Origin of the sequence: Streptomyces glaucescens, assembly GCF_000761215.1 — a bacterium.
In the GTDB taxonomy this organism is placed as follows: Bacteria; Actinomycetota; Actinomycetes; order Streptomycetales; family Streptomycetaceae; genus Streptomyces; species Streptomyces glaucescens_B.
This window is the reverse complement of record NZ_CP009438.1, coordinates 3,191,016-3,213,713: the sequence shown is the minus strand read 5'-3', so window position 1 is coordinate 3,213,713 and position 22,698 is coordinate 3,191,016. Positions and strand designations below refer to the sequence as shown.

The window sequence follows — 22,698 nt, the reverse complement described above, 5'->3', positions numbered from 1 at the left end:
TCGCCGGGCCCGGTGCCCGGGCCCGCCTCCAGCGAAACATCCGCGGCGCGCCCGCGCCGGGACACCGATGTATTGACTAGGTCTATTCAGAACCCCAAGATGTGAATAGCTGTAGAAACGCAGATCGTCGTCCGCCAGGAGGCACGCCATGTCAGGACCCCGCCCCGTCCGAGCACCGCGCGGCACGGAACTGAGCGCCCTGGGATGGCAGCAGGAAGCCGCCCTGCGGATGCTGCAGAACAACCTGGACCCCGAGGTCGCCGAGCACCCCGACAAGCTCGTCGTCTACGGCGGCACCGGGAAGGCCGCCCGCGACTGGCGCTCCTTCGACGCCATGGTGCGCACCCTCCAGGGGCTGAAGCAGGACGAGACGATGCTCGTCCAGTCCGGCCGCCCGGTGGGCGTCATGCAGACCCACGAGTGGGCGCCGCGGGTCCTCATCGCCAACTCCAACCTCGTCGGCGACTGGGCCAACTGGGAGGAGTTCCGCCGCCTGGAGCAGCTCGGCCTGACCATGTACGGCCAGATGACCGCCGGCTCCTGGATCTACATCGGCACCCAGGGCATCCTCCAGGGCACCTACGAGACGTTCGCCGCCGTCGCCGCGAAGAAGTTCGGCGGCACCCTCGCCGGGACCATCACCCTCACCGCCGGTCTCGGCGGCATGGGCGGCGCCCAGCCGCTCGCGGTCACGATGAACGACGGCGTCGCGCTCTGCGTCGACTGCGACCCGCGCGCCATCGAGCGCCGCATCGAGCACCGCTACCTGGACGTGAAGGCCGACAGCCTCGACCACGCCCTCCAGCTGGCCGTGGAGGCCCGCGACGCCCGCCGCCCGCTCTCCATCGGCGTCCTCGGCAACGCCGCCGAACTCGTGCCGCAACTGCTCGCCATGGGCGCGCCGATCGACATCGTCACCGACCAGACCTCCGCCCACGACCCGCTGTCCTACCTGCCCGTCGGCGTCGCCTTCGACGAGATGGCCGACCGCGCCGCGAAGGACCCGGCCGGATTCACCACCCGCGCCCGCGAGTCCATGGCCCGGCACGTCGAGGCCATGGTGGGCTTCATGGACGCCGGCGCCGAGGTGTTCGACTACGGCAACTCCATCCGCGGCGAGGCCCGGCTCGCCGGCTACGACCGGGCCTTCGCCTTCCCCGGCTTCGTGCCGGCCTACATCCGCCCGCTGTTCTGCGAGGGCAAGGGCCCGTTCCGGTGGGCGGCGCTGTCCGGCGACCCCGCCGACATCGCCCGGACCGACAAGGCGATCCTGGAACTGTTCCCGGAGAACGAGTCCCTGGCCCGCTGGATCAGGATGGCCGGGGAGCGGGTGCACTTCCAGGGCCTGCCCGCGCGCATCTGCTGGCTCGGCTACGGCGAGCGGGACAAGGCAGGCGAGCGGTTCAACGACATGGTGGCGAGCGGGGAGCTGTCCGCGCCCGTGGTCATCGGCCGCGACCACCTCGACTGCGGCTCCGTCGCCTCCCCCTACCGGGAGACCGAGGCGATGCTGGACGGCTCCGACGCGATCGCCGACTGGCCGCTGCTGAACGCGATGGTCAACGTGGCCTCCGGGGCGTCCTGGGTCTCGATCCACCACGGCGGCGGCGTCGGCATGGGCCGGTCCATCCACGCCGGCCAGGTGACCGTCGCCGACGGCACGGCGCTGGCCGGGGAGAAGATCCGCCGGGTGCTGACCAACGACCCCGGCATGGGCGTCATCCGGCATGTCGACGCCGGGTACGACATCGCGGAGTCGGTGGCCGGGCAGCGGGGCGTGCGGGTCCCCATGCGCGAGGGTGACGGCGCGTGAGCTTCCACAGCATGTGGGCGGAGCTGCTGCCGATCGGCCGCAGCTCCGCCTCCGGCGGCTACCGGCGCTACGCCTGGACCGGAGCCGACACCGAGTGCCGCGCCTGGTTCCGGGCGCAGGCCGAGGCGCGCGGACTGCGGTACGAGGTGGACCGCAACGGCAACCAGTGGGCCTGGCTCGGGGACCCCGAGGCCGGAGACGCCGTCGTCACCGGCTCCCACCTGGACTCCGTGCCCGACGGGGGTGCCTTCGACGGTCCCCTCGGCATCGTGTCCTCCTTCGCCGCGCTGGACGAACTGAGGGCCCGTGAGGCCGACGTGGGCAAACCCCTCGGCATCGTCAACTTCGGCGACGAGGAAGGCGCCCGCTTCGGACTGGCCTGTGTGGGCTCCCGGCTCGCCGCCGGGCAGCTCACCCCGGAGCAGGCGCACCGGCTGACCGACGCCGACGGGATCACCCTCCCGCGGGCCATGGAGGCCGCCGGACACGACCCCGAGGCCATCGGACCGGACCCCGGCCGGCTGGCCCGGATCGGCGCCTTCGTCGAGCTGCACGTCGAGCAGGGGCGCGCCCTGGATCTCAGCGGGGACGCCGTCGGCGTCGCCAGCGCGATCTGGCCGCACGGCCGCTGGCGGTTCGACTTCAGGGGCGAGGCCAACCACGCGGGCACCACCAGGCTCGCCGACCGGCGCGATCCCATGCTGCCGTACGCCGAGACCGTGCTCGCCGCCCGCCGGGAGGCGCGGCTCGCCGGGGCCGTCGCCACCTTCGGGAAGATCGCCGTGGAACCGAACGGCGTCAACGCGATCCCGTCCCTGGTGCGCGGCTGGCTCGACTCCCGGGCCCCCGACCAGGACACCCTCGACACCGTGGTGAACGGGGTGGAACAGGCCGCCCGCGAGTACGCCGCCGCGCACGGCGTCGACCTCGGCGTGGTCCGCGAGTCCTTCACGCCCGTCGTCGAGTTCGACCACGCGCTGCGCGACGAACTCGCCCGCATCCTGGGCAGCGACACGGACCTGAAGGTGCCCGTGCTCGGCACCGGCGCCGGACACGACGCCGGGATACTCTCCGGGACCGTCCCGACCGCCATGCTGTTCGTGCGCAACCCCACCGGCGTCTCGCACTCCCCGGCCGAGTTCGCGGCCGAGGACGACTGCGTGGCCGGGGTGCTCGCCCTCGCCGACGTACTGGAAGGACTGGCCCGCAGGTGACCAAGGCGACGACCACGACGGCCTACTGGCTGGAGCACGCCTGGCTCGGCACCCGCGTGGAGCCGGGCGTGGTCCTGGAGACGGGCGACGGGCGCGTCACCGCCGTCCGGACCGGTGTCGGCACACCACCGCCCGGCGCGGAGGTCCTGCGCGGCCTCACCCTCCCCGGCCTGGCCAACGCGCACAGCCACGCCTTCCACCGCGCCCTGCGCGGCGCCGTCCAGGCCGGCAGCGGCACCTTCTGGACCTGGCGCGACGTCATGTACGCCACGGCCGACCGGCTCACCCCCGAGAACTACCACGCCCTGGCCCGCGCCGTGTACGCCGAGATGGCCCTGGCCGGCATCACCGCCGTGGGCGAGTTCCACTACGTCCACCACGCGCCCGGCGGCAGCCGCTACGCCGACCCCAACGCGATGGGCGAGGCACTGATCGCGGCCGCCGCCGAAGCAGGCATCCGGATCACCCTCCTCGACACCGCCTACCTCTCCTCCGGCTTCGGGCAGCCGCCGGACCGCCACCAGCTCCGCTTCTCCGACGGGGACGCCGACGCCTGGGCCGAACGCTGTTCACTTCTCAAGGAGCGCGAGCACGCGCGGATCGGGGCGGCGATCCACTCCGTGCGGGCCGTGCCCGCCGCCCAGCTGGCGACCGTGGCACGCTGGGCCGAGGAGCGGCGGGCCCCGCTGCACGTGCACCTGTCCGAGCAGACCGCCGAGAACGACGCCTGCCGGGAGGCCCACGGGTGCACCCCGACGCAACTCCTCGCCCGGCACGGCGTGCTCGGACCGCGCACCACCGGCGTCCACAACACCCACCTCACCGCCGAGGACATCTCGCTCATCGGCGGCAGCGGCACCGGCACCTGCATGTGCCCGACGACCGAACGGGACCTCGCCGACGGCATCGGCCCCGCCGTGGCCCTGCGCGACGAGGGCTCCCCGCTGTGCCTCGGCTCCGACAGCCACGCCGTCATCGACCTGCTGGAGGAGGCGCGGGCGATGGAGCTGAACGAGCGGCTGCGCAGCCGCACCCGAGGGCACTGGACGGCGGCGGCCCTGCTGCGGGCGGCCTCGGCCGGCGGCCACGCGGCGCTCGGCTGGGACGAGGCGGGCACCCTGGAGCCCGGAGCGCTCGCCGACTTCACGACGATCGCCCTCGACTCGGTCAGGACGGCAGGGCCGCTTCCGCGGCTCGGGGCCGAGACGGCCGTATTCGCCGCGTCGGCAGCAGACGTGTCGCATACGGTGGTGGCAGGTCGGCACGTCGTGCGGGACGGGGTCCACTCCCTGGTGCCGGATGTGCCGCAAGCCCTCGCGGACGCCGTCGCCGCCCTGCGCTGACGAGCCCGGGCCGCCCACCCGCGCGGCCCGGCTCCGCCCCCGCACCCGATCCCACCGCCGACCCGGCCACCAAGGACGCCATGAGCAACGCGACGACCGTCAGCCCCGCCCATTCCGCGAGCACCGCCAGCACGCTCATCACCAACATCGCCGCCCTGGTCACCAACGACCCCTCCCTCGGTGACGGTTCCCCCCTCGGACTGGTCCGGGACGCGGCCGTCGTCATCGAAGGCGACCGCGTCGTGTGGACCGGTGAAGCCAGCAAAGCACCCGCCACTGACAATCGGGTCGACGCCGCCGGCCGGGCGGTCCTGCCCGGGTTCGTCGACTCCCACTCCCACCTGGTCTTCGCGGGCGACCGGACCGAGGAGTTCAACGCCCGGATGTCGGGGCGCCCCTACAGCGCGGGCGGGATCCGCACCACGGTCGCCGCCACCCGGGCCGCCACCGACGCGGAACTGGAGGCGAACCTCACCCGCCACCTCGCCGAGGCGCTGCGCCAGGGCACCACGACCTTCGAGACCAAGTCGGGCTACGGCCTGACCGTCGCGGACGAGGCCCGCGCCCTGCGGATCGCCGCCGCCCACACCGACGAGGTCACCTACCTCGGCGCCCACATCGTCCCTCCGGACCACGCCGACGACCCGGCCGGTTATGTCGCCCTGGTCACCGGCGAGATGCTGGACGCCTGCGCGCCGCACGCCCGCTGGATCGACGTGTTCTGCGAGAAGGGCGCCTTCGACGGCGACCAGGCGCGGGCGATCCTGACCGCGGGCCGGGCGAAGGGCCTGCACCCCCGGATCCACGCCAACCAGCTCTCGTACGGCCCGGGTGTGCAGCTCGCCGTCGAGCTGGACGCGGCCAGCGCCGACCACTGCACCCATCTGACGGCCGCCGACGTCGACGCGCTCGCGAGCGGCCGCACGGTCGCCACCCTGCTGCCCGGCGCCGAGTTCTCCACCCGCGCCGAGTGGCCCGACGCCCGCCGCCTGCTGGACGCCGGAGTGACCGTCGCCCTGTCCACGGACTGCAACCCGGGCTCGTCCTTCACCTCGTCGGTCCCGTTCTGCGTCGCCCTGGCCGTCCGGGACATGGGCATGACGCCCGACGAGGCGGTCTGGTCGGCCACAGCGGGCGGCGCCCGGGCCCTGCGCCGCACCGACATCGGCCGCCTCACCCCGGGCGCCCGCGCCGACCTGGTCCTCCTCGACGCCCCGAGCCACGTCCACCTGGCCTACCGCCCGGGCGTGCCCCTGGTCGCCGGAGTGTGGCGGCGCGGCGTCCGAGTGGTCTGAGACGACCGGCGACCGGGCGCGGGGGCGCGGCGGGGCGGCCGGCCCGCGCCTCCGACCTTGAGGCGGTCCCGCCCCCGCTGGTCGTACCTGGCGGTTGCGCCGTGCCGGTCGCACCCGCCGGTCCCGCAGTGCTGGTCGTACCTGGCGGTCCCGCCGCGCGGTCGCGCCTGGCGGTCCTGCCGCGCGTCGCATCCGGCGGTCCTGCCGCGCGGGTCGTACCTGGCGGTCCCGCCCCGCGTCGCACCCGGCGGTCCTGCCGCGCCGCTCGCACACAGTGGTCCCGTCAGCCGGCCCCGGCACGCCACCGCTGGTCCGTCCGCCCCTCGTCCGGCAGCAGTGCCAGGCCCCCGCCGCCGGCCGGGGTCACCGCGTGGTCCGGCGCGATCTCCGGGCGGACCACCCCGTGTCCGTCCACCGTGAACCGCAGGTTGCGGCCGTTGCGGCCGGTCACGGAGGAGCAGGTCCAGATGCCCACGCCCCGGTCCACCGACCCCCGGCTGTCCAGGCAGTACTCCGGATCGGCGGCCGACCGCAGCACCCCCCACCAGGCGTCGACGCGCCAGATCTGGGTGCGGGCCGCGGTGGAGCACGGGGCGGTGACGACGTCCGTGCCGTTGTCCATGACGCCGTCCCGGATGTCCAGACAGCGTCCGGAGGCGGCGTTCACCACCTGGGCGGGTGTCCCGCCGGGCGGGCGGGCCGGGGGCGGCGTGGGCCGCCGTGTCGGCCGGGGCGTGCGCGTCGGCGCGGGAGTGCGCGGGGGAGCGGGCGAGGCGGCGGCCGGCGGTGGGCCGGCGGGCGCCGGGGTCACCGTCCGGGTCGCCGTGGCCGTGATCGTCACCGGCGGCGGAGCGGCCGGGAGCGGCGGGGTGCCCGCCGGGCTGCGGGGCCCCGCAGCGCGCTGCGGCCCGCTCTCGCCGGGCGACAGCAGCAGGAGCAGCAGGGGCACCAGGGCCACCCCGAGGGCGGCCGAGGTCAGGGCGAGGCGGCGGCGGGACGGCGGCCAGGCCGGGGCGGGGGCCGGGGCGGCGTCCTGCCGGGCGCGGGTGGCGTAGGCCGTGCCCGCCCAGGGCAGCAGCCCCTCCGCCAGCGCCGTGCCGGGCGAGTCGCGCAGGTTCGACAGTTCCTCGTAGGCCGTCGCGCAGTGCGCGCACACCGCCCGGTGGGCGTCGAGATCGCGGCTGGGACGGGGCGAGGGGGGCCGTACGGCCGCTTCGATGAGCCGCCGGAAGGCCCGGCAGCTCGGGTCGTCCGAGGCGGCGAGGCGGGCGTCCAGGCAGGCCCGGCCCAGCTCCGCGAGGGCCGCGTCGCGGCCGTGGGCGACTTCCTGGCGGGAGACGCCGAGCAGGGTCGCGGTCGTCTCGTCGTCCTCCCGCTCGACGACCGCGTACCAGAGGATGCCCCGGGTGCGGGGCGGCAGCGAGCGGAACGCGCCCAGCAGGGGCGGGACCGGGCCGCCGGGGCCCGCCATGCGCTGGACGAGGAGCAGCCCGGGGTCGAGTCCGGCGGAGCGCTCACCGGTAGCCCATTCCCCGGCCAGCCGGGCGGTGAGCAGCAGCAGCCGGTGCCGCCAGGGCAGCACCGGCCCGGTGCCCCGGGCCGCCTCGCGGGCGGCCACGGTGAAGGCGTGCGCGGCGAGCAGGCGGGCCGCCGACTCGCCCGCGGCGCAGAGCCGGGCGTAGGCGAGGACGGACTCGAAGTGGCGGGCGCGCAGTTCCCGCAGGGCCGGGTAGGCGCCGGCGGTGGCGCCGCGCAGCAGGTCCGTGAGCCGTGCGTCGGACGTCCCCGCGTGGTCGTGGCCCGGCTCCATCCGCCGCCTCCTCGCAGCCGTCCGACCCGCCGGTGTTCCGACCTACCGGCGGGTATGACGGCTCATAGTGGAGGAAGGGGGCCTGCGGGGAAAGAGTTTCCGCGGGTAACCAGAAGGGCGGGCCCCTCCAGGACGGTCACTCCTCGACCGTCAGCGCCTTGCGCAGCCGCCCCAGCGTCCGCGACAGCAGCCGCGAGACGTGCATCTGCGAGATGCCCAGCTCCTCGCCGATCTCCGACTGGGTCATCCCGGCGACGAACCGCAGCGAGAGGATCGTCCGGTCGCGGGGCGCGAGCTCGGCGATCAGCGGCTTCAGGGACTCGACGTACTCGATGCCTTCGAGGCCGTGGTCCTCGTAGCCGATGCGGTCCGCGAGGGTGCCCTCGGTGTCGTCCTCCTCGGGCTGGGCGTCCAGCGAGGAGGCGGTGTACGCGTTGGACGCGGCCATGCCCTCGACGACCTCGTCGTGCGAGATGCCGAGCCGTTCGGCCAGTTCGGCGACGGTGGGGGAGCGGTCCAGCTGCTGGGCGAGCTCGTCCCCGGCCCTGGCCAGGTCGAGCCGGAGCTCCTGGAGCCTGCGCGGGACGCGCACGGACCACGAGGTGTCGCGGAAGAACCGCTTGATCTCGCCGATGATGGTTGGCATGGCGAAGGTCGGGAACTCGACGCCACGACTGAGTTCGAAGCGGTCGATCGCCTTGATCAGGCCGATCGTGCCGACCTGGACGATGTCCTCCATCGGCTCGCTGCGGGAGCGGAACCGGGAGGCGGCGAACTTGACCAGGGCGAGGTTGAGTTCGACGAGCGTGTTGCGGACGTACGAGTACTCGTGGGTGCCTTCCTCCAGCGTCTCCAGCCGCCGGAAGAGGGTCTTCGACAGGGCCCGGGCGTCCTCGGGGGCCACTTCGTCGTACGGGGGGATCTCCGGGAGTCCGGTGAGGGCGCCGTCGGGGGCGATGGGATCCAGATGTTCCGGAAGGGATGTCGACGTCGCCTGAGGGGTATGCGAGGCGTCGAGCCGGGGTGACATGATGTCCTCCATCGTTCTCGGCATATGGCTGCCGAAGCCAGTACGTGCACTGCGGTGTGCGGCGCCTCCAAAGCCGGCCGTGTCGGGTACGTGTCCTTACTAGCCCTACCCGTTACCCCGAGCCGACCGCAAGTGCGATTCCTGGTATAATGTCCGTTTTGCTCGAATGTTCGGCTGTCGAAGAGTGTGGGGAAGGCGTAGTGTTCGAGGGCGAACTCAGTCAGCAGCCACGACCTCGGGAGAGAGACGGCATGGACCACGGGACGGTCGGCAGCGCACAGTCGGGCCGGCTTCTGGTGGAGGTGCGGGAAACGGGCTCCAGTGCCGTTGTGACTCCGGCGGGTGAGCTCGATCACCACACCGCCGACCTGTTGCGCGAACCACTGGAGGAATGCCTCGCCAAGGGCTTCAGCCGGCTGGTCGTCGACTGCTCACGGCTGGAGTTCTGCGACTCCACAGGCCTGAACGTGCTGCTCGGCGCCCGCCTCAAGGCGGAAGCCGCGGGCGGCGGAGTGCACCTCGCCGCGATGCAGCCGGTAGTGGCGCGCGTCTTCGAGATCACCGGTGCCGAGGCGGTCTTCACCGTCCACGACACCCTCGAGGCCGCGCTGTCGGGCGCCGGCGACGACGGCTGAGCGGCCGATCGTGACCCGTCGGTGTCCGGAGTGTGCCGGAAACGGGTGCGTACTGTGCGCGCCGAAAACAAGGGGTGTCCCTCCGGTCCGGTCGGGCAGGAGACCTTCTGGTTCGGCGCTCGTAAGGAATTCTTGAATCGTGAATTGGTGAATCGGTGAGGTGAAGCGCTGATGAGCACCACCCGGCCCTACCCGCCGGGCGACCGCGGCCCGGAGCCCAGCGGCGCTTCCGGGGCGTCGGTGGGGGCATCGGAGGGCGGCGGCGTGCCCGTCTCTTCGCAGGGACGTGAGGTTCGCAGGCTCAGCCTGGCCGGTGCGGCCGGGGTCGTGCCCATGGCCCGGGATTTCGCCCGCCAGGCGCTGTACGCCTGGGGCTGGCTCCCGGCCGAGAGCGCGGACCAGCGGGCCGCCGCGGAGGACGTGCTGCTCGTCGTCTCCGAGCTGGTCACCAACGCCTGCCTGCACGCCGAGGGGCCCGACGAGATGGGCATCTCCTGCGACAACAAGGTGATCCGGATCGAGGTCACCGACCGGGGCACCGGCCAGCCCGCCCCGCGCACCCCGCACCGCGCGGGCCGGCCCGGCGGCCACGGCATGTTCATCGTGCAGCGGCTCTGCCTGGACTGGGGCGTCGTGCGCACGCCGGGGGTCGCCGGCAAGACCGTCTGGGCGGAGCTGGGCGCTCCGGCGTAGCTCCTCCGACCGAGCGGGACCGCCTCGGGCGCACTTGTACGGGCTGTCCCGTCGGGCGCCCGCGGACGGGTCGACCCTCCTGGCGCACCCGGACGGTCCGACGTCCGACGCCTCGGGCACGCTCCGGGACGCACCCGCGAGCGGGACCGCCTCGGGCGCACTCGGACCGGCTGCACCCCGGGCGCACCGCCCGAGCCCGTCGGAGAGCCACGGGCCGTGGGTGCCGTGGGCGCCGCGGATGACTCCGGTGACCCGCGGTCACGCCGCACTCGCCCTGCTCCCCCCACGTGCGACAGCGCTTCACATCCCCCTTGACCCGGCCCGCCGTGCCGGCGCGCTCTCCTCCCCCGCGCCCCGGCGAACCGACGGCGAGAACGAGGAGAGGGCCACCGCGCCGGCCGGCGCGGTGGCCCTCTCGTGTCAGCCCGGGAGCCGCGTCAGCGGACGTCGCCCATGAGCTGCTTCACGCTCTTGCGGTACATCCACACCGCGACACCGGCGAGCACCGCGAGGGCGGCCTCGGCGGCCACGACGCCGGTCTTGTTGAGGTCGACGCCGTAGGTGGACAGCAGGCCGGTGACGGCGTCGCCCGCGGTGACCGCGAGGAACCAGACGCCCATCATCTGCGACGCGTACTTGGCCGGGGCCATCTTCGTGGTCACCGACAGACCCACCGGGGAGAGCATCAGCTCACCGGTCGTCTGGCAGAAGTAGATCAGCACGATCCACCACGGCGAGACCTTGCCGCCGTCCGCCGCCACCAGCGGCAGCAGGAAGACGAAGAAGGAGATGCCGACCAGGACCAGACCGCCGGCGAACTTGACGATCGTGCTCGGCTCCTTGCCGCGGCGGGCGAGGGACAGCCAGATCGTGGCGAAGACCGGGGCCAGCGCCATCACCAGGACGGGGTTGACCGACTGGAACCAGGAGACCGGGAACTCCCAGCCGAAGACGTGGTTGTCGACGTGGTCGTCCGCGAAGATCGACAGGGTCGAGCCGCCCTGGTCGTAGATCATCCAGAAGACGGCCGCGGCGACGAAGAACCAGATGTAGCCGGAGACCTTGGACTGCTCGACGCCGGTCAGCTCCTTGTCGCGCTTAATGCGCGCGAGGACGGTGACGGGGACGACCAGGCCGATGACCATCAGCGGGACCATCACCCAGTTCAGGGTGTAGTGGCCGGTGGCGACGACGATCGTGTAGAAGACGGCCGCGATCAGCATCCAGATCATGGCCTTGCGCAGCGTGGAGTTGCGCTCCTCGGTGCTCAGCGGCTTCGGGACGACGCTGGAGCGGTCCGACAGGTTGCGGCTGCCGATCAGGAACTGGACCAGGCCGAGCGCCATGCCGAGCGCGGCCAGGGCGAAGCCGAGGTGCCAGTTGACCTTCTGGCCGACGGTGCCGATGACCAGCGGCGCGGCGAAGGCACCGAGGTTGATGCCCATGTAGAAGACCGTGAAGCCGCCGTCGCGGCGCGGGTCGGCCGGGCCGTCGTAGAGGTGGCCCACCATGGTCGAGATGTTGGACTTCAGCAGGCCGGAGCCGATGGCGACCAGCAGCAGGCCGAAGTAGAAGGTGCCCGCGGTGGGCAGTGCCAGGACCAGGTGGCCGGCCATGATGACCGAGCCCGCGATCGCGACCGTCTTGCGGGGACCCCAGACGCGGTCACCGAACCAGCCGCCGGGCATCGCCAGCAGGTACACCGTCGAGACGTAGACGGAGTAGATGGCGATCGCCGTGCCGGCGTCCAGGCCGAGCCCCGCGGGGGCGACCAGGTACAGGGGGAGCAGTGCCCTCATGCCGTAGTAGGAGAAACGCTCCCACATCTCGGTCATGAAGAGAGTGGCCAGTCCGCGGGGGTGGCCGAAGAAGGTCCTGTCGGAACCGGGGGTGCCCGGTCGGGCCGAGTCCTTCGTCAGGCTGGACGCCATGGTCGTTCCTTGCTGTCGGGACGCGCGGTTGGAGCGTTGCGCGCCCGGTGGGGGAGCCGGCACCGGCACGATCGAACCGTCCGCCCCACGCCCAGGGGTCTTCCGCTCCGGATCACGGAGCGGCGGACGGAGTCCACCGGGATCCACGCCCCGCGCGCGTCGCTGCGCGCAGGGCCCGGCCACAGGTCATTCCTTTCGAGGCCGGTCCAGAAATGGTCTAGACCAACCCGCACACAAAAGAGACCTTCAGCGTCAAGACGGCCGCCAAAGGTCACCGCGTGCTACAGGCGTTCAATCACCATACGGCAGGACACTGCCGGATATGGAAGGACTTGAGACGCGGATCACAGGTGTCGGGGGAACCGCACGGCCGGTTTCGAAGGTCCCTACCAGGATCGCACCTCTCGGATGCAGGTCCGTACCAAGCGCGCCGCAAGGTAAGAAGCGGCCAAGGCACCGGTAAGAACCGAGCTGCCGATCACACCCCGTCTCTTGTCACGCTCGGACTACCATCTGCTCATGACCCGTGTACTGCTCGCCGAGGACGACGCGTCCATCTCGGAGCCGCTGGCGCGCGCGCTGCGCCGGGAGGGTTACGAGGTCGAGGTGCGTGAGGACGGACCGACCGCGCTGGACGCGGGCATCCAGGGCGGCGTCGACCTGGTGGTGCTGGACCTCGGTCTGCCCGGCATGGACGGCCTGGAGGTGGCCCGCAGGCTGCGTGCCGAAGGCCACACCGTGCCCATCCTGATCCTGACCGCGCGCGCGGACGAGGTGGACACCGTCGTGGGCCTGGACGCGGGCGCCGACGACTACGTCACCAAGCCGTTCCGCCTCGCCGAGCTGCTGGCCCGCGTCCGGGCCCTGCTGCGGCGCGGCTCCGCCGAACCCCAGCAGCCGCCCGCCACCCACGGCGTGCGCATCGACGTCGAGTCGCACCGCGCCTGGATGGGCGACGAGGAGCTCCAGCTCACCGCCAAGGAGTTCGACCTGCTGCGGGTGCTGGTGCGGGACGCCGGCCGGGTCGTCACCCGCGACCAGCTGATGCGCGAGGTCTGGGACACCACCTGGTGGTCGTCGACCAAGACCCTCGACATGCACATCTCCTGGCTGCGCAAGAAGCTCGGCGACGACGCCGCCAACCCCCGGTACATCGCGACCGTCCGCGGGGTGGGCTTCCGCTTCGAGAAGAGCTGAACCGCCACGGGCCCCGGGAAGCAGACCATGCGAAGTAGGACATGCGCCGCCGACTGATCCAGTCCACGCTCGCCGTGGTGCTCGTCGTGATCGCCGTGTTCGGCGTCTCCCTGGTCATCGTCGAGACGCGCACCATCAGCGAGAGCGCCCGGGAACGGGTGGAGTCCGAGGCGGTCCGGCTGGCCAGCATCGTGGACAGCCGCATCCTCGCCGCCGAGAAGATCACCCCCGATCTCCTCGGGGACCAGCTCGGCGGCGACCAGTACGCCGTCATCCGCATCCCCGGCCGGGCGCCGATCGAGATCGGCGACAAACCCGACGGCGACGTCATCGAGGCGACCCGCAGGGGCGAGGAGCGCGAGACCGTCACCGTCCAGGAGCCGCGCTCCGCGGTGTTCCGGGAGGTCGGCCGCACCCTGCTGATCATCGGGGCGGTCGCGCTGCTCGCCGTGATCGCCGCCGTGCTGCTGGCGCTGCGCCAGGCCGGCCGGCTCGCCTCTCCGCTCACCGACCTCGCCGAGACCGCCGAACGGCTCGGCTCCGGCGACCCGCGGCCCAAGCGCAAGCGGTACGGCGTCCCCGAGCTGGACCGGGTCGCCGACGTGCTCGACGCGTCCGCCGAGCGCATCGCGCGGATGCTGACCGCCGAGCGCCGGCTCGCCGCCGACGCCTCCCACCAGCTGCGCACCCCGCTGACCGCGCTGTCGATGCGGCTGGAGGAGATCACCCTCACCGAGGACCTGAGCACGGTGAAGGAGGAGGCGACCATCGCGCTCACCCAGGTGGAACGCCTCACGGACGTGGTGGAGCGGCTGCTGACCAACTCGCGCGACCCGCGCACCGGCTCAGCCGTCACCTTCGACCTCGACGAGGTCATCCAGCAGCAGCTCGCCGAGTGGCGCCCGGCCTACCGCCAGGCCGGGCGCGCGATCGTCAGCTCCGGCAAGCGGCACCTGAAGGCGGTCGGCACGCCGGGCGCGGTGGCCCAGGTGCTGGCGGCGCTGATCGAGAACTCCCTGATGCACGGCGGCGGCACGGTCGCGCTGCGCACCCGGGTCACCGGCAACCAGGCCGTCATCGAGGTCACCGACGAGGGGCCCGGCGTCCCGGCCGACCTCGGCGCCCGGATCTTCGAGCGGGCGATCAGCGGCCGCAACTCCACCGGCATCGGCCTGGCCGTCGCCCGGGACCTGGCGGAGGCCGACGGGGGCAGGCTGGAGATGCTCCAGGCGTCACCGCCGGTCTTCGGCCTGTTCCTGTCGCGTACGCCGGTGCGCAAGCCGGAGGAGGACGAGCGCACGGTCCGCTAGCGTCCCCGGTCGGCGGAGGCTAGACCTTGGCCCGCTGCCGGGCGCGCTCGCGGTCGCGGGGCCGCTCCGTCTCCAGGAACGACTCGGGATCGGCGGAGGCCGGCCGCACGGGCAGCGCCCGGAACACCCAGCTGCGGTAGGACCAGAAGCGGAACAGGGTGGCGACGGCGATGCCGAGGAACTTGAAGACGTTGCTCTGCAACGGGCTGTCCCAGCCGAAGCCGTAGGTGGCGGTGTACAGCACACCGTTCTCGATGACCAGGCCGATCGCGCTGAACAGCAGGAACAGCGACATCTCGCGGGTGCGGCCGCTCTTGTCGCGGTCCCGGTAGGTGAAGTAGCGGAAGCCGACGTAGTTGAAGGCGATCGCCACGATCGTCGCGATCACACTGGCCCGCACCACCTGGAGGTCGGTGACGTGCCGGACCAGGTTGAACACGGCGAGATTGACGAGCAGACCCGCCCCGCCCACCGCGCCGAACTTGGCGGCCTCGCGCGTCAGCCGGCCGAGCCGCTGCCGCAACGAGCTGGGGGGCGCCGCGGGGAACCCCGAGGAATCACGTCCCATGGTCGTGAAAGCCCCCGTCCGTCGGTTTCGTCAACCCAGCCATGCTAACCACCCCCCTTCCGTGATCGCCTGTGGACGAGCGGGCGGGCCGCACAATGTCCGCCGATGGCCCCCGGGGAACGGCGGAATCCGGCCGCCTGGCGCGCCGGATACCCTGGGGGCGTGACGTTCCCGGTAGTCGGTATGGTCGGCGGGGGCCAGCTCGCTCGTATGACACACGAGGCGGGCATCCCGCTGGGCATCAAGTTCAAGCTCCTCAGTGACACCCCTCAGGATTCCGCGGCGCAGGTCGTGAGCGATGTCGTCATCGGCGACTACCGCGATCTCGACACGCTGCGCGAGTTCGCGCGCGGGTGCGATGTGATCACCTTCGACCACGAGCACGTGCCCACCGAGCACCTGCGGGCCCTGGAGGCGGACGGCATTCCCGTGCGCCCCGGGCCCGACGCGCTGGTGCACGCCCAGGACAAGGGCGTGATGCGGGCGAAGCTCGTCCAGATCGGCGTGCCGTGTCCACGCCACCGGATCGTGAGCGATCCGGACGACGTGGCGGCCTTCGCGGCGGAGGGCGAGGGTTTCCCGGTCGTCCTCAAGACCGTCCGCGGCGGCTACGACGGCAAGGGCGTGTGGGTGGTGGACTCCGTTGAGGAGGCCGCCGAGCCGTTCCGCGCCGGTGTGCCGGTGCTCGCCGAGGAGAAGGTCGACTTCGTCCGCGAGCTCGCCGCCAACGTGGTCCGCTCCCCGCACGGGCAGGCCGTCGCCTACCCGGTCGTCGAGTCCCGCCAGGTGAAGGGCGTGTGCGACACGGTCATTGCCCCGGCCCCCGGCCTGGACGAGGCCCTGGCGCTCGCGGCCGAGGAGATGGCCCTGACGATCGCCAAGGAACTCGGCGTCGTCGGTCATCTCGCCGTCGAGCTGTTCCAGACGCGCGACGGCCGCATCCTCGTCAACGAGCTGGCGATGCGCCCGCACAACTCGGGCCACTGGTCGATGGACGGCGCGATCACCTCGCAGTTCGCCAACCACGTCCGGGCCGTGCTGGACCTGCCGCTGGGCGACCCGCGCCCGCGCGCCCCGTGGACCGTGATGGTCAACGTCCTCGGCGGCGACTTCCCGGACATGTACTCGGCGTACCTGCACTGCATGGCCCGCGACCCCCAGCTGAAGATCCACATGTACGGCAAGGACGTGAAGCCCGGCCGCAAGGTCGGCCACGTCAACACCTACGGCGACGACCTGGACGACGTGCTCGAGCGCGCCCGTCACGCAGCCGGCTACCTGAGAGGCACGATCACCGAATGAGCACCGCCGCGGGCCCCGTCGTGGGCATCGTCATGGGGTCGGACAGCGACTGGCCCGTCATGGAGGCCGCCGCCAAGGCTCTCGACGAGTTCGAGATCGCCTACGAGGTCGACGTCGTCTCCGCGCACCGCATGCCGCGCGAGATGGTCGCGTACGGCGAGCAGGCCGCGGACCGCGGACTGAAGGTGATCATCGCCGGTGCGGGCGGCGCCGCCCACCTGCCCGGCATGCTCGCCTCCGTCACCCCGCTGCCGGTGATCGGCGTGCCCGTGCCGCTGAAGTACCTCGACGGCATGGACTCGCTGCTGTCGATCGTGCAGATGCCGGCCGGCGTCCCGGTCGCCACCGTCTCCGTCGCCGGCGCCCGCAACGCGGGCCTGCTCGCGGCCCGTATCCTCGCCGCACACGACGAGGAGCTGCTGGGGAAGATGCGCGAGTTCCAGCAGGACCTCAACGACCAGGCCACCGAGAAGGGCAAGCGCCTGCGCGCCAAGGTCGAGGGCTCCGGCAACGGCTTCGGCTTCGGCAAGTGACGCACGGCTGACACGACCGACGCACGACCGACGGAGGGGACGGCGATGACCTCGCTGGAGGAGGCCCGGGAACTGCTGCGCGCGTTCCCGGTGGTCGACGGGCACAACGACCTGCCCTGGGCGCTGCGCGAACAGGTCCGCTACGACCTGGACGCCCGCGACATCGCCGTCCCCCAGGACGCGCACCTGCACACCGACCTGCCCCGGCTGCGCGCGGGCGGGGTCGGCGCGCAGTACTGGTCGGTGTACGTCCGCTCCGACCTGCCCGACCCGGTCACCGCGACGCTGGAGCAGATCGACTGCGTCCGGCGGCTCGTCGACCGCCACCCGGACGCGCTGCGCGCCGCGCTCACCGCCGCGGACCTGGAGGCCGCACGCGGTGAGGGCCGGATCGCCTCCCTGATGGGCGCGGAGGGCGGCCACTCCATCGCGAACTCGCTGGGCGTCCTGCGCGGCCTGTACGCGCTCGGCGTCCGCTACCTGACGCTCACCCACAACGACAACGTGGACTGGGCGGACTCCGCGACCGACGAACCGCGCGTCGGCGGCCTGTCGGCGTTCGGCCGCGAGGTGGTGCGGGAGATGAACCGCCTCGGCATGCTGGTCGACCTCTCGCACGTGGCCGCCACCACCATGCGCGACGCGCTGGACACCAGCTCCGCGCCGGTGATCTTCTCCCACTCCTCCGCCCGCGCGGTCTGCGACCACCCCCGCAACATCCCCGACGACGTGCTGGAACGGCTGCCCGCCAACGGCGGCGTCGCGATGGTGACGTTCGTGCCGAAGTTCGTGCTCCAGGCCGCCGTCGACTGGACCGCCGCCGCCGACGAGAACATGCGCGCCCACGGCTTCCACCACCTCGACACCACCCCCGAGGCGATGAAGGTGCACCGCGCCTTCGAGGAGCGCCACCCGCGCCCGGTCGCGACCGCCGCCACGGTCGCCGACCACCTGGACCACATGCGCGAGGCCGCGGGCATCGACCACCTCGGCATCGGCGGCGACTACGACGGCACCGCCTTCACCCCGCAGGGCCTGGACGACGTCTCCGGCTACCCCAACCTGATCGCCGAACTCCTCGACCGCGGCTGGTCGAAGACCGACCTGGCCAAGCTGACCTGGAAGAACGCGGTCCGGGTGCTGGGCGCGGCGGAGGACGTGGCCCGGCACCTGAAGGCCACCCGCGCCGCCTCCCACGCCACCATCGAGACACTGGACGCGGACCGCCCGGGCGCATAGCCGGACGCGGCCCGGACCCGGTGAGCGCCGGGCGGTCCGGACGGCCGGCCGGGCCGCCGTACGCGCCCGCCGCTGCGGTCGGCGTTCCCGGCGCGGAACGGGAAGGACGGCCGGTTCCGGTCCCCGCCGGGACACCCGGCGGCTGCGCCACGACCGTACGCTGAACCTGACAAGAGGCCGGGACCCAAGCGCGGGAGGGGACGTGCGGATCGGTGAACTGGCCCGGCGCACCGGGGTGAGCGAGCGGTCGCTGCGCTACTACGAGACCCAGGGACTGCTGCGGGCCGGGCGGACGCCCGGCGGGCACCGCGACTACCCCCAGACCGCCGTCGACCGGGTGATCCGCATCCAGGAGCTGTTCGCGGCCGGACTGAGCAGCACGAAGATCGCGCAACTGCTGCCCTGCATGCGCGACGACGACGGCGGCCCGTCCGCCGTCGCCACCCCCAGGCTGGTCGCCGAGCTGACCGCCGAGCGGGACCGGATCGACCGCACGATCCGCGACCTGCTGCGCTCCCGCGACACCCTGGACCAGGTGATCGAGGCGGCACAGGACCGATGAGCCGGCCCCGGGCCCGGGACGCGGACCGGGAGTACCCCCGAACGCCATGCCCACCGGGTAGGCCCCGGGCACCCGTGCGACGGTGACGGTAAGCGAACGCCGCGCACGTCAGGAGCCCGCGATGGCCGAACTCCAGGACGATCTGCACTCCCCGCCCGAGGCCGGCGAGCTGGGCGACCCGCCACTGGAGGGACCCTTCCCGCACCACGTCCACGCCCCCGGCGACGGCGACGACCCCGACGCCGGCCTGCTGGACCGCGCCCGCGCCCTGCTCGCCGCGCACCCCGTCGCCGACGGCTACAGCGGCCTGCCCTGGGCCCTGCGCCACCTGCCCTGGTACGACCTGGAGACCGGGGAGAGCGCCGTCGACACCGACGTGCCCCGGCTGCGGCAGGGCCGCGTCGGAGCGCTGTTCTGCTCCCTGCACCTGCCCGACGGACTGGCCGCCGACCGGGCGGTGGCCGCGACCCTGGAACAGCTCGACCTGGTCCGCACCGTGATCGCCGGTCACCCCGAGAGCCTGCGCCTGGCCCGCACCGCCGGGCAGGTCATCGACGCCCGCAACTGCGGACGGGCCGCGGTGGTCCTCGGCCCGGCCACCGCCGCAGCCCTCGACGACTCCCTCGGCCTGCTGCGGGTGCTGCACGCGCTCGGCCTGCGGGTGCTCACCCTCACGGGCACCTCCTGGGCCGGCGAGGCCGGGCTGACCCGGTTCGGCGGCGAAGTGGTGCGCGAGATGAACCGGCTCGGCGTGCTCGCCGACCTCTCCGGCGCCTCCGAGGCGACCATCCGCCGGATCCTCGCCACCTCCCGGGCACCGGTGCTGGCCACCCGCTCCGCCGCCCGCAGCCTGCGCCCGCACCCCGCCAACCTGCCCGACGAGCTGCTGACCGGGCTGGGCGCCGCCAAGGGCCTGTGCCTGGTGCCGCTGACCGCCGAACAGACCGGCCCGTCCGTCCGGGACGTCGCCGACCACCTCGACCACGTCCGCGCCCTGGCCGGGCCCGAGTCCGTCGGCCTCTCCGGCACCTACGACGCCGGCGTCGCCCACCCCCAGGAACTGGGCGACGCCTCCCGCTTCCCCTATCTGATCGCCGAGCTGCTGCGCCGCGGCTGGACCGAGTCCGACCTGGCGCTGCTGACGTGGGGGAACGTCCAGCGGGTGCTGCGCCTCGCGGACTTCACGGCGCGGGCCGCGCAGCAGCGCCGGGCGCCGTCGGCGGCGAAGATCGCGGAGCTGGACGGCTGAGCCGGACGCGTCAGCCGGACGCCTGTCCGGGGTGCTCGATCCGGCACAGGCAGAACGGGTGCCCGGCCGGATCGGCGTAGACCCGGAAGTCCTTCGACTCGTAGTCCTCCGCGTCGAGCACCGTGGCGCCGAGCGCCAGCACCCGCTTCTCGGCCGCGTCGACCTCCTCCCAGGTGGATCCGGCGTCCAGGTCGAGGTGGAACTGCTGGGAGTTGCGGTCGGCGCGCGGCCACTCCGGCGGGCGCAGGTCCGGCGCCGACTGGAAGGCCAGCCGGGGACCGCCGGGCACCTGGAGGACCACCCAGTCGGGGGCGGTCTCCTCGGGCTCCCCGCCGACGATCCCGGCGTAGAAGCGGGCGAGGGCGCGCGGGTCGGGGCAGTCGAGGACCACGGAACGGAAGACGGCGGCGGGGGTCATGGACACCTCCGGTATCGGTGGGTCAGCCGGCACACAGACAGAACGGGTGTCCCGCCGGGTCGGCGTAAACCCGCCAGCCGCGGGAGCGGTCCCCGGCGTCCAGCACGGTCGCGCCGAGCGCGAGCACGCCCTGCTCCGCCGCGTCCAGGTCCTCGACGTCCAGGTCCAGGTGGAACTGCTGGGAGGCGTCCGCGGCCGGCCACTTCGGCGGGACGAAGCCCGGGGCGGCCTGGAAGGCCAGGTCCTGGCCGTCGGGCAGCTTCAGGGAGACCCAGCTCCCGTCCTCCTCCGCCTTCACGGTGCCGCCCAGCACCTCGGCGTAGAAACCGGCCAGCTTGCGCGGGTCGGGACAGTCCAGGACGACGACGCCCAGTGTGGCGAGAGCCATGACTTCCTCCTCGTCGAGGGTGCGACCGGTTACCCGTTGGACGGGTCAGCCGGTAACGGTTACCCCATGGTCCCCCAGTGCGGGTAACGTCGCAAGCATGAATGAGCGTCTGCCCGCACCCGGCGGTCTCGCCCTGGTCGAGGCCCTGGTCAACACGGTCGACCTGGGATCCGGGCGCGACGAGCTCGACACGCCGCGGGCACGGCAGCGGCTCGGGATCGCGGAGGACGACCTGGACGCCGTACGGGAACTGCGGGAGTCGCTGCGCGCCACCTGCCTCGCCCACGCCGGGCACCCGCCGCACCGCCCGGTCACCCCGCTGGGCGACCTGCTGGCACGGGCCCCGCTCTACATCGCCGTCGACCCGCGGGACGGCTCGGCACGCCTCACGCCCGCCGAGGACGGGCCGCTGCTCTCCCGGGTCGCCGCGGCCGTGGCGCAGGCCCTCACCGAGGGCACCTGGGAGCGGCTGAAGGCCTGCGAGCTGCCGGAGTGCCACTGGGCCTTCTACGACCGCAGCCCGGCCGGACGCGGGCGCTGGTGCTCGATGTCGGTGTGCGGCGCGCGGGCGAAGATGCGCCGGTACCGGGCGAAGGGCGCGTGAGCGGCGCGGAGTTGGTGCAGAATGCGACCAGACGCCGGTTCGGCCGACTGAGCCTCGGCCGAACCGGCGTCGCCGTGCGTGCCGTCCGCTACGCGGTCGGGCGGCCCATCGCCCGGTACGTCCAGCCCGCCCGGCGCCACAGCTCCGGGTCGAGGGCGTTGCGCCCGTCCAGGACGATCCGGGCCGCCGCCACCTCGCCGAGCACCTCCGGGTCCAGCTCGCGGAACTCCCGCCACTCCGTCAGGTGCAGGACGACGTCCGCGCCGCGCACCGCGTCCACGGCGGAGCCGGCGTAGCCGAGGGTCGGGAAGATCCGGCGGGCGTTGTCCATGCCCTTCGGGTCGTAGACGGTGACCTGGCCGCCCTGGAGGTGGATCTGTCCCGCCACGTTCAGCGCGGGCGAGTCGCGCACGTCGTCCGAGTCCGGCTTGAAGGTCGCGCCGAGCACCGCCACCCGCTTGCCGAGGAACGGCCCGCCGCCCAGGGCCTGCCGGGCGAGTTCCACCATCTGGCCGCGCTGGCGCATGTTGATCGAGTCGATCTCGCGCAGGAAGGTCAGCGCCTGGTCGGCGCCCAGCTCGCCGGCGCGCGCCATGAACGCGCGGATGTCCTTCGGCAGGCAGCCGCCGCCGAAGCCGATGCCCGCGCGCAGGAACTTGCGGCCGATCCGGTCGTCGTAGCCGATCGCCTCCGCCAGCTTGGCGACATCGCCGCCGGCCGCCTCGCAGACCTCGGCCATCGCGTTGATGAAGGAGATCTTGGTGGCGAGGAAGGAGTTCGCGGAGGTCTTCACCAGCTCCGCGGTCGGGAAGTCGGTGACGACGAACGGCGTGCCCTCGGCGAGCGGGGTGGCGTACACCTCGCGCAGCAGCTTCTCCGCGCGGTCGCCGCGCACGCCGATCACGATCCGGTCGGGGTGCAGGGTGTCCTGCACGGCGAACCCCTCGCGCAGGAACTCCGGGTTCCAGGCCAGCTCGGCGTCGCCGCCGGCCGGGGCGTGCTCGGCGAGGTAGGCGGCGAGCCGGTCCGCGGAGCCGACGGGCACGGTGGACTTGCCGACGACCAGCGCGGGGCCGTTCAGGTGCGGGGCGAGGGAGGCGAACGCGGCGTCGACGTACGACATGTCGCAGGCGTACTCGCCGTGCCGCTGCGGGGTGTTCACGCAGACGAAGTGCACGTCGCCGAAGGCGCCGACCTCGGCCCAGTCGGTGGTGAAGCGCAGCCGCCCGGTGGAGCCCGCGATCCCGGCGACGTGCTTGCGCAGCAGCTCGTCGAGGCCCGGCTCGTACATCGGGGTCTCGGCGCGGCGCAGCATCTCGATCTTCTCGGGGACCACGTCGAGCCCCAGCACCTCGAACCCGAGCTCGGCCATGGCCGCGGCGTGGGTGGCGCCGAGGTAGCCGGTGCCGATCACGGTGATCTTGAGGGCCATGGGTGCTCCTGGGGTCCGCCGGTGGTGCGGAGGCCGAGCATAGTCGGGCCGCCCGCCGGGCACCTTTCCCGCGTCCCCGTCTCCGTCCCCCGTCTGTCGCCAAGGTCACCTGGTCTGAAGCTGGCCAGGCCC

At 73.1% G+C, this 22,698-nt stretch carries 21 protein-coding genes; 14 read left to right on the top strand and 7 right to left on the bottom strand.

Annotated elements, in window-relative coordinates:
• Positions 1-148 precede the first annotated feature (148 nt).
• From hutU to hutI, 4 genes are all read left to right on the top strand, one after another.
• Positions 149-1,813 (top strand): urocanate hydratase, encoded by a 1,665-nt coding sequence (hutU, locus tag SGLAU_RS13790; RefSeq protein ID WP_043501460.1) that lies wholly within the window; start codon positions 149-151, stop codon positions 1,811-1,813.
• Entirely contained in the window at positions 1,810-3,027 is a 1,218-nt protein-coding gene (locus tag SGLAU_RS13785) for an allantoate amidohydrolase (RefSeq protein ID WP_043501458.1), read from the top strand. Before hutU ends, SGLAU_RS13785 begins: the two co-directional genes overlap by 4 nt.
• Positions 3,024-4,370, top strand: coding sequence for a formimidoylglutamate deiminase (locus SGLAU_RS13780; RefSeq protein ID WP_043501456.1), 1,347 nt, complete (start codon positions 3,024-3,026; stop codon positions 4,368-4,370). The genes SGLAU_RS13785 and SGLAU_RS13780 overlap by 4 nt, the downstream gene beginning before the upstream one ends.
• An 80-nt stretch (positions 4,371-4,450) precedes the next feature.
• Positions 4,451-5,665 (top strand): imidazolonepropionase, encoded by a 1,215-nt coding sequence (hutI, locus tag SGLAU_RS13775; RefSeq protein ID WP_244315208.1) that lies wholly within the window; start codon positions 4,451-4,453, stop codon positions 5,663-5,665.
• Between the two features lie 283 nt (positions 5,666-5,948).
• Here hutI and SGLAU_RS13770 read toward each other — a convergent pair whose 3' ends face one another.
• A complete protein-coding gene (locus SGLAU_RS13770) occupies positions 5,949-7,475 on the bottom strand; it encodes an RICIN domain-containing protein (RefSeq protein ID WP_043501454.1) in 1,527 nt (508 codons plus the stop codon).
• A gap of 136 nt (positions 7,476-7,611) precedes the next feature.
• Positions 7,612-8,505 carry an RNA polymerase sigma factor SigF gene (locus tag SGLAU_RS13765; RefSeq protein WP_099052935.1) on the bottom strand — a complete coding sequence of 298 codons (894 nt, stop codon included), beginning with the start codon at positions 8,503-8,505 and terminating at the stop codon, positions 7,612-7,614.
• Positions 8,506-8,756: 251 nt separating this feature from the next.
• Here SGLAU_RS13765 and SGLAU_RS13760 point away from each other — a divergent pair, with 251 nt between their 5' ends.
• Entirely contained in the window at positions 8,757-9,140 is a 384-nt protein-coding gene (locus SGLAU_RS13760; protein ID WP_043501451.1) for an STAS domain-containing protein, read from the top strand.
• A 171-nt stretch (positions 9,141-9,311) separates the two neighbouring features.
• On the top strand, positions 9,312-9,833 hold the full coding sequence (locus SGLAU_RS13755) for an ATP-binding protein (protein ID WP_043501449.1): 522 nt from the start codon (positions 9,312-9,314) through the stop codon (positions 9,831-9,833).
• 437 nt (positions 9,834-10,270) lie between these two features.
• Here SGLAU_RS13755 and SGLAU_RS13750 read toward each other — a convergent pair whose 3' ends face one another.
• The gene (locus SGLAU_RS13750) at positions 10,271-11,764 is read right to left on the bottom strand and encodes a peptide MFS transporter (RefSeq protein ID WP_043501448.1); all 1,494 of its coding nucleotides are present in this window, start codon (positions 11,762-11,764) and stop codon (positions 10,271-10,273) included.
• Positions 11,765-12,283: 519 nt separating this feature from the next.
• On the opposite strand from SGLAU_RS13750, the gene SGLAU_RS13745 reads away from it, so the two are divergent.
• Positions 12,284-12,961, top strand: a complete 678-nt coding sequence (locus tag SGLAU_RS13745) for a response regulator transcription factor (RefSeq protein ID WP_043501447.1) — start codon at positions 12,284-12,286, stop codon at positions 12,959-12,961.
• 41 nt (positions 12,962-13,002) lie between these two features.
• Positions 13,003-14,271, top strand: a complete 1,269-nt coding sequence (locus SGLAU_RS13740) for an ATP-binding protein (protein WP_043501444.1) — start codon at positions 13,003-13,005, stop codon at positions 14,269-14,271.
• 19 nt (positions 14,272-14,290) lie between these two features.
• Here the strand turns inward: SGLAU_RS13740 and SGLAU_RS13735 are convergent, their stop codons facing one another.
• Positions 14,291-14,839 (bottom strand): GtrA family protein, encoded by a 549-nt coding sequence (locus tag SGLAU_RS13735; protein ID WP_052413747.1) that lies wholly within the window; start codon positions 14,837-14,839, stop codon positions 14,291-14,293.
• Between the two features lie 162 nt (positions 14,840-15,001).
• Between SGLAU_RS13735 and SGLAU_RS13730 the strand changes: the two genes are divergently transcribed.
• The 5 genes from SGLAU_RS13730 to SGLAU_RS13710 all read left to right on the top strand — a co-directional run bounded on the left by SGLAU_RS13730 (position 15,002) and on the right by SGLAU_RS13710 (position 19,724).
• Positions 15,002-16,141 carry a 5-(carboxyamino)imidazole ribonucleotide synthase gene (locus tag SGLAU_RS13730; RefSeq protein WP_043501442.1) on the top strand — a complete coding sequence of 380 codons (1,140 nt, stop codon included), beginning with the start codon at positions 15,002-15,004 and terminating at the stop codon, positions 16,139-16,141.
• Positions 16,138-16,674, top strand: a complete 537-nt coding sequence (gene purE, locus SGLAU_RS13725; RefSeq protein WP_063838873.1) for a 5-(carboxyamino)imidazole ribonucleotide mutase — start codon at positions 16,138-16,140, stop codon at positions 16,672-16,674. Before SGLAU_RS13730 ends, purE begins: the two co-directional genes overlap by 4 nt.
• Positions 16,675-16,719: 45 nt before the next feature.
• On the top strand, positions 16,720-17,913 hold the full coding sequence (locus SGLAU_RS13720) for a dipeptidase (protein ID WP_043501440.1): 1,194 nt from the start codon (positions 16,720-16,722) through the stop codon (positions 17,911-17,913).
• Between the two features lie 202 nt (positions 17,914-18,115).
• Positions 18,116-18,475, top strand: a complete 360-nt coding sequence (locus SGLAU_RS13715) for a MerR family transcriptional regulator (protein ID WP_043501439.1) — start codon at positions 18,116-18,118, stop codon at positions 18,473-18,475.
• Positions 18,476-18,596: 121 nt separating this feature from the next.
• The gene (locus SGLAU_RS13710; protein ID WP_043501437.1) at positions 18,597-19,724 is read left to right on the top strand and encodes a dipeptidase; all 1,128 of its coding nucleotides are present in this window, start codon (positions 18,597-18,599) and stop codon (positions 19,722-19,724) included.
• Between the two features lie 10 nt (positions 19,725-19,734).
• On the opposite strand, the gene SGLAU_RS13705 is transcribed toward SGLAU_RS13710, so the two are convergent.
• Positions 19,735-20,142, bottom strand: a complete 408-nt coding sequence (locus tag SGLAU_RS13705; RefSeq protein ID WP_043501436.1) for a VOC family protein — start codon at positions 20,140-20,142, stop codon at positions 19,735-19,737.
• Positions 20,143-20,164: 22 nt separating this feature from the next.
• Positions 20,165-20,530, bottom strand: a complete 366-nt coding sequence (locus SGLAU_RS13700) for a VOC family protein (RefSeq protein ID WP_043501435.1) — start codon at positions 20,528-20,530, stop codon at positions 20,165-20,167.
• Between the two features lie 97 nt (positions 20,531-20,627).
• Between SGLAU_RS13700 and SGLAU_RS13695 the strand changes: the two genes are divergently transcribed.
• On the top strand, positions 20,628-21,134 hold the full coding sequence (locus SGLAU_RS13695) for a CGNR zinc finger domain-containing protein (protein ID WP_043501433.1): 507 nt from the start codon (positions 20,628-20,630) through the stop codon (positions 21,132-21,134).
• Positions 21,135-21,222: 88 nt separating this feature from the next.
• Here the strand turns inward: SGLAU_RS13695 and SGLAU_RS13690 are convergent, their stop codons facing one another.
• Positions 21,223-22,566, bottom strand: a complete 1,344-nt coding sequence (locus SGLAU_RS13690) for a UDP-glucose dehydrogenase family protein (RefSeq protein WP_043501431.1) — start codon at positions 22,564-22,566, stop codon at positions 21,223-21,225.
• Positions 22,567-22,698 lie beyond the last annotated feature (132 nt).